The sequence below is a fragment of the Pseudomonas sp. ChxA genome, assembly GCF_030263855.1.
Taxonomy (GTDB): domain Bacteria; phylum Pseudomonadota; class Gammaproteobacteria; order Pseudomonadales; family Pseudomonadaceae; genus Aquipseudomonas; species Aquipseudomonas fluorescens_CB.
Window position 1 is genome coordinate 4,485,151 of the sequence record NZ_JARPMK010000001.1, and the last position, 12,097, is coordinate 4,497,247.

At 59.2% G+C, this 12,097-nt stretch carries 8 protein-coding genes; 3 read left to right on the forward strand and 5 right to left on the reverse strand.

The genetic code is table 11. From position 1 onward, the window contains the following. Positions 1-2: 2 nt before the first annotated feature. Both P5706_RS19825 and P5706_RS19830 read left to right on the forward strand, forming a co-directional pair. The gene (locus P5706_RS19825) at positions 3-4,676 is read left to right on the forward strand and encodes an RHS repeat-associated core domain-containing protein (protein ID WP_285682781.1); all 4,674 of its coding nucleotides are present in this window, start codon (positions 3-5) and stop codon (positions 4,674-4,676) included. Beyond that, positions 4,673-4,987, forward strand: a complete 315-nt coding sequence (locus P5706_RS19830; protein ID WP_285681127.1) for a contact-dependent growth inhibition system immunity protein — start codon at positions 4,673-4,675, stop codon at positions 4,985-4,987. Before P5706_RS19825 ends, P5706_RS19830 begins: the two co-directional genes overlap by 4 nt. Before the next feature lie 1,309 nt (positions 4,988-6,296). On the opposite strand, the gene P5706_RS19835 is transcribed toward P5706_RS19830, so the two are convergent. The 5 genes from P5706_RS19835 to P5706_RS19855 all read right to left on the reverse strand — a co-directional run bounded on the left by P5706_RS19835 (position 6,297) and on the right by P5706_RS19855 (position 10,474). Next, complete coding sequence (locus tag P5706_RS19835) at positions 6,297-7,526, reverse strand: M20/M25/M40 family metallo-hydrolase (protein WP_285681130.1); 1,230 nt, start codon at positions 7,524-7,526, stop codon at positions 6,297-6,299. A gap of 47 nt (positions 7,527-7,573) precedes the next feature. Then, complete coding sequence (locus P5706_RS19840) at positions 7,574-8,632, reverse strand: diguanylate cyclase (RefSeq protein ID WP_285681132.1); 1,059 nt, start codon at positions 8,630-8,632, stop codon at positions 7,574-7,576. Between the two features lie 80 nt (positions 8,633-8,712). Then, entirely contained in the window at positions 8,713-9,345 is a 633-nt protein-coding gene (locus P5706_RS19845) for a LysE family translocator (protein WP_285681134.1), read from the reverse strand. Positions 9,346-9,412: 67 nt separating this feature from the next. Then, complete coding sequence (locus P5706_RS19850; RefSeq protein WP_200434702.1) at positions 9,413-10,282, reverse strand: sugar phosphate isomerase/epimerase family protein; 870 nt, start codon at positions 10,280-10,282, stop codon at positions 9,413-9,415. A gap of 27 nt (positions 10,283-10,309) precedes the next feature. Further along, positions 10,310-10,474: a rubredoxin gene (locus tag P5706_RS19855; RefSeq protein WP_016968943.1), complete on the reverse strand. Its 165-nt coding sequence runs from the start codon at positions 10,472-10,474 to the stop codon at positions 10,310-10,312. A 158-nt stretch (positions 10,475-10,632) separates the two neighbouring features. On the opposite strand from P5706_RS19855, the gene P5706_RS19860 reads away from it, so the two are divergent. Next, positions 10,633-12,042: an aminotransferase-like domain-containing protein gene (locus P5706_RS19860; RefSeq protein ID WP_285681136.1), complete on the forward strand. Its 1,410-nt coding sequence runs from the start codon at positions 10,633-10,635 to the stop codon at positions 12,040-12,042. Positions 12,043-12,097 lie beyond the last annotated feature (55 nt).

The window sequence follows — 12,097 nt, forward strand, 5'->3', positions numbered from 1 at the left end:
CCATGGATTCAAAGACGCCTGACGTCGAGTCCGTGCTTGGCGATTTCCGCCGCTGCCTGAATTCATACGACAGCTGGGCGCAGAGCTTCTTGAGCTTTTCGGCGCTGGATGTCGAGCAGGTGTTCAAGGTCGGCAATGAAGTGGCGCTGGTCGCGCCGATCAACCGTTCGATTATTCCCAGCACCACCGTCGCCACCTGCCAGGCCAACGGCACGTTGACCCTGGTGCATATGTTCCAGAGCACACGCTTTGTGCCCATCGGCAATACGCCGGTGATGCTGCAACGCGTCGATCCCAGCGGCGGCCCATTGGGCGAGCCGATCCACAAGACCATCGGCCCCAGCGGCATCCTGCAAATCACCGAGTGTGATCGCAACCAGCAGTACCGGGTCAGTTTTTACCCCAATGTTTCCTCCGAACACTTCAAGGCGTTGTACGCCTCCTATCAGTCGGTGATCGCGCCGCTGGAAAGCTGGCTGCGCAGCGAGTGGAGCGGCACGTTTACAGGGTTGTGGCAGGACTACGCCGAGGCCAATTTCCTCAAGCGCTACCACTTGCTGGACCAGGCGTATGCCAAAGGGTTTGGCGAGGCGCTGTACTCACTCTGGGACAGCCTCAAGCAGCTGTTTGAGTGGCTTGCACACCCGCTGGACAACGCTGAGAAGCTGCTGAGTTACCTGTCCCAGGCCGAGTTTGAAAAGCTGCTGAACGTCAGCGCCGAGACACTTGCGAAAGCTTTGCTGGTGCTCAGCGACGAGCCGCTGTTGTTCATCTACCTGTCGGCCATGGTCAGTTGGATGCGCATGCTGCCACCGCCATATTTGAACGAATTGCTGGGTTCGATCAGCGCCGACGTGTTGATCAACCTGTTGCTGGTCCTGGCCACGGGCGGCATGGGGATTGCGATACGCATGAGCGCCCAAGTGCTGGGCGGCATCAAGTCTCAGCGCGCGCGCCGGTGGTTGGAGCAACTGGCCGGGCAATTCGGTAAATCTCGCTTGGATGAGCATGTCGAGGCCGCCAAGCCGATCTTGCTGGGCAGTGCCCCGACGCCGATCAAAACCGTACCGGTTGCGCCGCTGAAGGCTGGGGACCAGTTGGTTGCCAACCCGGTGCCGGCGGTGCGCGGCAAGACGCAGCAGACCGCGTTGGTGCGCCAGGAACCTGTGGATGATGTGCCGGCTTCGGGCAAGAACCTGAATGGCGATGCGGCGGCTGCGGCGAACAAAACCGTTACCAATGGTTGCCCGGTGTCGATGGTCACCGGCGAGGAATTGCTGACCCTTACCGATGGCACGCTGGACGGGGTTTTGCCGTTTGAGTGGACGCGGCTGTATCGCACCAGTGCGGTGGAAGTGGATGGCGGGTTGGGGTTTGGCTGGAGCCATTCGCTGGCGCATAGACTTTGTGTTTCCGGTGATTCGGTGGTGTGGACGGATCATGAGAATCGCCGTACCGAGTTTGTGCTGCCTACCGCTGCTCGACCAGCGATTACCAATAGCTTGGCCGAAGCGGCGATCTATTTGGGCGACTTGCCCGATGAACTGGTGCTGGCCCAGGCGTCGCGCTTTTATCACTTTCACGATGGCGTGCTGGTTGCCATCAGCGATGCGTATGACAACCGGCTGCGAGTTTTTCACGATCGTTTGGGGCGGGTTGAGCGGCTGGATAATGGCGTAGGCCGCTCGCTGCTGTTGCGGTATGAATTGGGCCGCATTGTGGCGGTGGACTATCAGGTTCACCGGGCCAAAGGGCACGAACCCTTCGAATGGGTCACCGAGCAGAAGATTGTTTCCTACGCCTATGACGACCTTGGCCGACTGGTTTCTGCGACCAATGCTGTGGGTGAAAGCGAGGTTTATCGCTACGACGAGCAGCACGTCATTCTTGAACGCGGGTTGGCCGGTGGGGCGAGCTTCTTTTGGGAATGGGAACGGGCTGGCAAGGCGGCGCGGTGTGTTCGGCATTGGGCCAGCTTTTCGCAGATGGATACGCGGTATGCCTGGGGGGATGACGGCCGTGTCACGGTTAATAACGCTGATGGCAGCCGGGAAGTGTATGTCCACGATGACCGCGCACGCTTGGTGCAGCGCATTGATCCGGACGGTGCTGAGCACTTCAAATCCTATGACGACAAGGGCCGGCTGACGGTCGAGCAGGATCCGCTTGGGGCGGTGACGGGGTATCAGTACGACGAAGCCGGACGCTTGGTGGCGTTGTTTCCGGGGGATGATGAGCCGACGTCCTACGAGCATGACAACGGGTTCGTACGAGTTGTACGCCGTGGTGAGGCAGTTTGGAAATACGAACGTAACGATCAGGGCGACGTCACGCGTAAGACCGATCCTGACGGCAATATCACGGACTATAGCTATAACAAATATGGGCAACTGACGGGGGTTTGGTTTCCCGACAACAGCTGCCATCGGCTGGTCTGGAATGAGCGTGGGCAGTTGCTTGAGGAGCTGCTGCCCAATGGCGGTAGCAAGCGTTATCGCTATGACGATCTTGGGCGACAGATTGCTCGCGAGGATGAGCACGGCGGGCTCACGCAGTACCAATGGGACGCTGCCGGGCGCCTGCGAAAACTAACCCTTCCAGGCGGCGCGACGCGCGAATACAGCTACAACGCTTACGGAAAAATCACCGCCGAACACGATGAACTCGGTCACGTCACCCGCTACGAATACGCCGACGGCCTGCACCTGATCAGCCGCCGTATCAACGCCGATGGCACCTACGTTAAATACCGCTACGACAATGCGCGCCTGCTGCTGACCTCGATCGAAAACGAGGCAGGCGAAACCTACCAACTCGATTACCACCCCAATGGCCTGATCCAGCAGGAAATCGGCTTTGACGGCCAGCGCACGGTTTACGTGTATGACCTCAACGGCAATCTGGCGGAAAAAACCGAACACGGCGACGACGGCAGCCAGTTCGTTACACGCTACCAGCGAGACCACGCCGGTCGCCTCGTAAGAAAAACCCTGCCAGACGGCAATATTGTCGACTATGCCTACGACCGCCAAGGCAACCTCCTTAGCGTCGACGACGGCCACTGGGCACTGGCCTACGAATACGACCCACAAAACCGCCTCACTGCCGAACACCAGGGCTGGGGTACCTTGCGCTACGGCTACGACGCCTGCGGGCAGTTGCACCATCTACGCCTCCCGGACAATAACCGGCTGGTGTTCAACCACGACAAAGGCGGCCACCTTTCCACCGTCGAACTGAACGGCGAAACCCTCACCTCGCACCTGTTCAAAACCGGCCGCGAACACCAACGCCAACAAGGCCAGCTCCTCAGCCACTATCACTACGACGACCAAAACCGCCTGCACGCCCACGCCGTCAGCCAACAGCAACACACCCTTTACCAGCGCCAATACGACTACGACAAAAGCGGCAACCTCACCCGCCTGTTCGACACCCGCAAAGGCGAACACCACTACCACTACGACCCCCTCGCCCGCCTGACCCGCGCCGACCACTCGCAAGACGTGCAGGAACGCTTCGGCCACGACCCGGCCGGCAACCTGCTCATGCAAGACCGCCCCGGCCCGGACATCGTGGCGGGGAATCGGTTGATGATCCAGGGCGATCATCATTATGACTATGACGCCTTCGGCAATCTGATCCGACAGCGACGTGGCAAGGGCCATCAGCTCGTCACTGAATACCGCTACGACTGCCAGCATCGGCTGGTGGGTATTACTCAACCAAACGGGCAAACCGCCAGCTATCGCTATGACCCGTTTGGACGGCGGATCAGCAAAACGGTGGACGGAAAAACCACGGAGTTTTTCTGGCAAGGCGACAAGCTAATTGCCGAACACGAGGCGGATCGGCATCGCAGCTACCTCTACGAGCCGGACAGCTTTCGACCACTAGCACTGCTGGAAGGCTTTGGGCCTGAAGACACCGAACCCTTCCACTACCAACTCGACCACCTCGGCACGCCGCAGGAACTCACAAATCCCGAAGGCGAAATCGTGTGGTCCGCGCACTACCGCGCCTATGGGAAAATAGCCCGACTAGACGTCAGGAAAATCGACAATCCGCTGCGCTTTCAGGGCCAATATTTTGATGCGGAAAGCGGGCTGCACTACAACCGCCATCGCTACTACAATCCAGATATTGGTCGTTACCTGACGCCGGACCCGGTGAAGCTGGCGGGTGGGATTAATACGTACCAATACGTGCCGAACCCTACAGGGTGGGTGGATCCGCTAGGTCTAAGTTGCAAGGTAGGAGATTGCCCAGATTCAAAGGGCAAACAAAAAAACAAGGCACCTGCCGGGTTGTTAGTCACCCACGAGAGGGCAGGAGGACACCTGATTAGAAAACATGTCGGAAGGACAGATGAACAGCTGGCGGCGAGATTCGAGTCAGAGCCAAATCTCCCTGCATCATCTTCGTTCAAGTCTCTAGAGGAGGCTGAAACTATAGTTTCTAAAAGCTTGGCAAAACATCAGCAAGAAATAATAAACTTCAAAAACGGAAGCAAAAGTAAACTCATAATTAAAGACAACTCAACCAACCCCGTAGGAGTCAGCATTTTAAAAGAAACTACAGAATCCATACCCGTTTATAATTTCGTGTTAGTGTTAAAACGAGCCCAAAGGATGCCAGATGGCTATCTATTACTGACCGGATACCCAGAAAAGTGAACGAACTACTGACAGAGCTCCAGCAGTTTTTGGGTGCGTACCTCCACCAGGACTGGGTGGAAGAGCACTCCTCTGCTGATGAGGTTATCGATTCATTTCTGCTGGATTCGTCGAGAGACGTAATTATCACAGTAAAACAGGAAATTTTAGAATTGATAAGCTCGTATAAGAACGAGTTAGACTTTCAAGAAAAATTATTGCAAGTATATAGTTGCTATTACTATTACCCAAACCAATGGATATCAGGCCCACTATGGCTGAATCACATAGTCAACAAATTCGATTTACACTTACTCAAAACCATTGAATAGAGAACACCACCTACCTCACTGAAACGCCCTCATCACTGTGGCGAGCGAGCTTGCTCGCGCTGGACCGCGAAGCGGTCCCAATGAGGGCGGTGCGTTTTTCCAGGGGTATCGGGGGTAACGGTTTTGGGGCTGCTACGCAGCCCAGCGCGAGCAAGCTCGCTCGCCACAAAAACCTCACTTACGACGAAAACCTCACTCACCACAAAATAGCCTACGACGAATGAGTGGTGGAAAGACGACCTCCAAAAAGCCAGCCTTGAAGCCCCATCAACATGGTAAGCACACCAGCTTTCTCACTGCCCCACTCCCCCTGTGGCGAGCGAGCTTGCTCGCGCTGGAGCGCGAAGCGGTCCCAATGAGGGCGGCGCGTTTTTCCAGGGGTATTGGGGGTAACGGTTTTGGGGCTGCTACGCAGCCCAGCGCGAGCAAGCTCGCTGCCACAAAAACCTCACTTACGACGAAAACCTCACTCACCACAAAATAGCCTACGACGAATGAGTGGTGGAAAGACGACCTCCAAAAAGCCAGCCTTGAAGACCAATCAACATGGTAAGCACACCAGCTTTCTCACTGCCCCACTCCCCCTGTGGCGAGCGAGCTTGCTCGCGCTGGAGCGCGAAGCGGTCCCAATGAGGGCGGCGCGTTTTTCCAGGGGTATCGGGGGTAAGGGTTTGGGGCTGCTACGCAGCCCAGCGCGAGCAAGCTCGCTCGCCACAAAAACCTCACTTACGACGAAAACCGCACTCACCACAAAATAGCCTACGACGAATGAGTGGTGGAAAGACGACCTCCAAAAAGCCAGCCTTGAAGACCCAACAACATGGTAGGCACACCAGCTTTCTCACTGCCCCACTCCCCCTGTGGCGAGCGAGCTTGCTCGCGCTGGAGCGCGAAGCGGTCCTAATGAGGGCGGCGCGTTTTTCCAGGGGTATTGGGGGTAACGGTTTTGGGGCTGCTACGCAGCCCAGCGCGAGCAAGCTCGCTCGCCACAAAAACCTCACTTACGACGAAAACCTCGCTCACCACAAAATAGCCTACGACGAATGAGTATGGAAAATGCGACCTCCAAAAAGCCAGCCAGGAAGACCCATCAACATGGTGAAAACACCACCCATCTTACTGAAACACCCCCACCACTGTGGCGAGCAGGCTTGCCCTGCGTTGGGCTGCGAAGCAGCCCCAATAGGAAAAAACGAGATACTAGCGTAAACCCGTGTCGTCTGTTTTGGGGCTGCTGCGCAGCCCAACGCAGGGCAAGCCTGCTCGCCACATGAGTACGGTCAGCCGTTCAATGAGCCCTGCGAACCTCTCACCGCTTCGACAGCTCCATAATCATCCGGCTCAACAAATAAACCCGTGGCGCCACGCTTTCCACCTCGGCATATTCTTCCGGCGTATGGATATTCCCGCCGACAATCCCAAACCCATCCAACGTTGGCGTCCCGACCCCAGCCGACAAGCTCGCATCTGCGGCGCCGCCGCTGCCTTCAATGGTCAGTTTGCGGCCCAGTTCGCCGTAGATCCCCTGGGCAATCGCGACCAATTTGTCCGACTCCGGCGTCTGTGGCATCGGCGGCAGGCCGCGCTGCAGGCTGGTTTTCACTTCGGTGTCCGGGATCAACTTGTTGGCTGACACCCGCGCCAGGTCTTTTTCGATCCGATCAAATTCTTCCGGCAGCGCCGCGCGCACGTCGGCTTTTGCGGTGGCTTGGTCGGGGATGACGTTGGTGCGGTCGCCGGCCTTGATCACGGTGAAGTTGATGGTGGTTTTCTTCTCTTCATCGCCGAGTTTGCCCAACTGCAGGATCTGGTGCGCGGCTTCCATCGCGGCGTTGCGGCCCAGCTCGGGGGCGACACCGGCGTGGGCGGCTTTGCCTTTGACTTCGACCACCGCAGTGGCGCTGCCTTTGCGCCATACCACCAGGCCGTCGGCTGGGCGGCCGGGTTCCAGGTTCAAGGTTACGTCGTTGGCCTTGGCGGTTTTGCGGATCAGCTCGGAGGCGGCTTCTGAGCCGGTTTCTTCGCTGGCGTCGAGCAGGAAGGTGATTTGTGCGTAGTCCTTGAAGCCTTGGTTTTTCAGGACTTTGAGCGCGTAGATGCCGGCGACGATGCCGCCCTTGTCATCCATCACGCCGGGGCCATAGGCGCGGCCATCCTTGATATGAAACGGGCGCTCGGCGGCCGAGCCTTCCTTGAACACGGTGTCCATGTGCGCCATCAGCAGGATTTTGGCTTTACCGGTGCCCTTGAGGGTGGCGATCACATGGCTGTTGTTGGCCGCTTTGTCCGGCACCAGCTCAATGCTGAAACCGAGTTGCTTGAGTTCATCCACGGCGATGTCGCGCACTTGGGTCAGGCCCGGCTCGTAGCCTGAACCCGAGTCGATATTCACCAGGCGCTCGAGCAGTTTCAGGGCCTCGGCCTTGTACTGTTCGGCATCCGCCTGGATCTGCTTGTGGGGTTCGGCACTGTAGGCCGGCACAGCGAAGGTCAGGGCCAGGGTGGCGGCCAGAAGGGTACGGGAGAAGGTGAAAAGCATGGACCGATCCTTGTTGTTGTAGGGAGGTGCTGCGCTACCCTACCCCACTAGACCGAGCGTAACCAACTGCCCTGCACGGAACTCACGCGGTTGCGCCCACTGCTCTTGGCTTCATACAGCGCCTGGTCGGCGTCGTTGAGCCAACTGGTGGAATCGGCGTGCGCCGGCTGGTACGGCGCCAGGCCAATGCTTAAGCTGGCCCGCAGGGTTGGGTCCTGGGCATAGGCCAGTGCGCTGAAGCGGTCACGCAAAGCGTCCATCACTTCGGTGGCGCGATTGAGCGGCATGCCCGGCAAAATCACGCAGAACTCGTCGCCGCCATAGCGCCCGGCCAGGTCGGACGCGCGCAGGTTCTGGCGCAACACCTTGCTGAGTTGGCGCAGCACAATGTCGCCGGTGACGTGCCCGTAGGTGTCGTTGATGGTCTTGAAATGGTCGATGTCGATCAGCGCAATGGCTGCGCCCACCTGTTCACGGCGGCAGCGCTGGAACTCGATCTCCAGATGGTCCTTCCAGGCGCCGTGATTGAGCAGGCCGGACAGACTGTCGGTGCGGCTCAAGGCCAGCAACTCGCGCTTGTGGCGGGCCAGGGTCACGGCCTGGCGGTAGCAGATCCAGCCCAGCGCCAGGGGATACAGCATCAGGATCGGCAGGCACGCATACAGCTGCGCCTCGCTGGTCACCGCGACAAACGCCGGCGCGAACACCAACAGCGCGGCGCCGATGCCCAGCCCCTGCGCCACCCACCCGGCGAGCATAAAGCGCGGCCCGCCGATGGCGACGTTGTTCATGGTCATCATCGACAGCGTGGTCACGCTGGGCAACGGGTTGAAGTGCATGGCACCGACCCAGAAGCCGCCGCAGAACGAATCGAAGAGTAAATTACGCCGTTCGCTGCGCAGTGAGTTGCTCGCGCGGCGCGACCACTGGTAGGCCAGGTGCGGCCAGACAAAGGCGTTAATCAGCATCCAGGCCCACACCCACAGCGACGGGTGCAAGGGGTACATGCCAAATACCACGCAGACAAAACCCAGCGTCAGCCCCAAGAGCCGCGATTTGAACAGGCGCGAAGCGAGCGGAAGTCCATTTCCTCCGACGGCTGGCATGGTGGGGTGCAATCCTGGATGAGTGCCTGGAGTCTATCAGGGCAACGTCAAAGCGCCACTACTGCTTACCAGCTAATACTTCAGTGCGAAAACCCGCGCGCCAGCATCAATGCAACGCCCAATAGCAGCACCGCCGTGATCCGTTGCAACAGCACACGGCGCTTGGGGTTTTCCAGCACGTGCTTGATGCGCTGGCCGAAATAACAGTAGAGGCAGCCGCTGGCAAACTGCAGGGTCAGAAACGTCAGCCCGAGAATGGCGATATCCGCCGCCGAGCTGTGTTCGCCTGCACCGGCAAACTGCGGGAACACGGCGCTGAACATGATGATGGTCTTGGGGTTGGAAAATCCGGTGAGCAAACCCTTGCCGAACAGGCTGCGTGAGCCTTCCACGGCGCCGCCCTGGTTGATCGACACACCGCTGCTGGTCCACTGCTTGTAGGCCAGGTACAGAATATAGGCCACGCCGACACACTGGATGGTCTGGGTAATGGCGAGGTTGCCCTTGATCAATTCCGAAAAGCCTACGGCAAAGATCAGGATGGAAATCAGGTAAGACACACTGGCGCCGATCTGCGCCGGGATAGAACTGCGCAAGCCGTCCTTCAAACCCAGGCTCAACAGCAACAGGGTCATGGGGCCGGGGCTGAAGGTCATGGTGGCGCAAAACAGCAGGAAGTAGAGAAACGAAGACAGCGTTAACGCACTTGTCATGGGGCCGGAACCTTGGATTGATAAAAACGACAACGGGGCGCGCTTAAAGCACGCGCCCCTGGGCCTGTCAGGCGACGGCAATTTCAGTGGTGAGGGATTCGCGGTACATCAACGCCAGGTCGGCCAGGGCGGCCTTGGCGGTCTGGTTGCGGGTTTCGAACGCCACCAGCCCCTTCCAGTTGGTTTCAACGATGGCCTGCACCACGTCGGCGTAATCACAGTTGCCGTCATGAATGCCGAAGTGCTGATCCTGCACACCATTGTTGTTGCTGAAGGAGATGCCTTTGATCAAGTGGTGATATTTGCGCACCACTTCGGCCGGCAGGCCGTTTTCGATGTTGGCGTGGCCCGCATCCAGGAAGAAGTACACGTTGCCATGGGCCTGCAGGCGCTCGAACACAAAGGCGTACTCGGCTTCGTGGGTGAAGATGTAGTGGAACGGCCGGTAGTTGACGTAGTTGGACAGGTTCTCCAGGTAGATATCCGTGCCCTTGGCCTCGGCATAGCTCGCCAGTTCCTGTACCGACTTGAGGTAGTGCTCCAGCGCGACCTTCTTGGCCATTAACACCATTTTCGGCTCGACGATGCAGCCGCCGTGAATGATCAACGGCGCGCCGAGGCGGCTGGCGATATCAATCTCTTTTTTCACGTAGTCCACCGCTGCCGCGCGGAACGCCTCGACGTCACTGCCCAGCGGCGCCTTGAAGTTACCGTGGAAGATCGGCTTGACGCCGGTGGCGGCGATTTGCGCCTGCAGGCTTTCAATGCGCGCATCGGTCCAGTCATCGACCATCTCGCCGAACAGGCTGCCGTCGATGTACCAATGGGTGCAGTCGCCTTCGATAGCGGTTTGCAGGCCTTTTTCGGCGCTGAGGTATTTCTGGTGTGCCACGCCGGTGCAGAACGGCACGGTGGGGTTGATCAGTTTGCTTTCCATGGAGCGATTCCTTTCGTTGATGGAGGATTAGAGTTCAATGGCCATAAAGTCGGCCTTGGTCACGCCGCAGTCAGGGCATGTCCAGTCTTCCGGCACCTCTTCCCAAGGGGTGCCTGCCGGGATTCCGTCCTCCGGAATACCCAATTCTTCTACGTACATAAAACCGCAGGGGGCGCACATATAAGTCTTCATGAGAATGCGAAATCCATTGCTCGCGTGTAAGAAACGTCGCCGGTTTCCGGCGAGATGGCGCGCAGTCTAGGGCAGCGTCATTGCACAAGGCAGGTAAAGTGGTGCCTAATCCGGCCTAACTTCACCGGTAAAAGCACCGGCAAAGACAAGGAAGGTTTATGTTTGTATCGGCCATCGCTTTTGTGGAAGGCACGCCTAAGGTGCAGCAGATCGTCGACGCCTTCAGCCAGGCCATCGAGAGCGGTGAATGGGCACCCGGCAGCAAGTTGCCGTCGGTACGCGAACTGACCCAGACCCTGGGCGTCAGCAAGTTCACCCTTAACGAGGCACTGGACCGCCTGCGCGGGCGCCACCTGCTGACCTCCAGCCAAGGCCGCGGCTATTTTGTGGCGATGGAAACCGCGCGCCCAGCCGCCGCGGCCTGGGTCGACCTGCTGCCCCAGGACTTGCTCAGCGTGCTGCGCCGCCCGCTGGTCACCGCCAGCGGCGAGCTGCGCCCCGGTGGCGGGCACTTGCCGGAGGACTGGTTGAACGGCGAGGCCATCCGCCAAACGATGCGCAGCGTGGTGCGCGCGCCGTCACTGCGCATCGCCGGCCTGGGCACGCCGGCCGGGCTGCTGCCGTTGCGCCAGGCCCTGCAACAGAAGCTGCACGGCGAAGGCCTGTCGGTGCCGGTGGAACAGATCATCACCACGCCCAATACCGTGCAAGGCCTGGACATGCTCATGCGCCTGCTCGCACGCCCTGGCGACACCGTGCTGCTGGACGCGCCTTGCTACTTCAACTTCCACGCCAACCTGGCCCTGCACGGGGTCAAAGTGGTGACCATCGAGCGGCGCCCCGACGGCTTTGATTTTGCCGCGCTCGAACAGCTGCTGGCCGAGCACCGCCCCAGCCTGTACCTGACCACCAGCGTGCTGCATAACCCTACCGGCCATTCCTTCAGCCCCGGCCAGGCGTTTCGCCTGCTGCAACTGACCCAGCAGTACCATTGCCATATCGTCGAGGACGACCTCTACGGCGACCTGCACCCCAACCCGCCACCGCGCCTGGCCGCCCTCGCCGGGCTGGATCAGGTCACCTACCTTTCCGGGTTCTCCAAGATCCTCAGCGCCAACACCCGCGTCAGCTACGTGGTGGCCGCGCCGCAATTGGCCGCCAACCTCACCAACATGAAGCTGATGAGCGGCGGCGTGACCTCGGAATTGTTCGAGCAGATCGTCTACCGCATGCTCAGCGAAGGCAGCTACGCCAAGCACCGCAAGCGTATGGTCCAGCGGTTGATGGAGTCCGGCGGGCGCGTCGAGCAATGGCTCAAGCGCTGCGGCTGCGAGTTGCCGATGGCGTATGAAGGCGGGATGTTTATCTGGGCGCGCCTGCCCAAGGGCGTAAACGGTGAATTGCTGGCCCAGGAAGCGCTGAAACGCAGCCTGGTGTTGGCGCCGGGCGCGCTGTTCGGCTACGACCCGGCACACCTCAATTCGATGCGCTTCAATGTCGCCCACACGGACGAACCGCGCGCCCAGCGGGTATTCGAGGCACTGTTGCTCAAGGCCGTGCGCCACTGATTTTTGCTTCGCTGTGTATCTCGTCAGTGCCAGATACACTGCAATACAAAGGGCA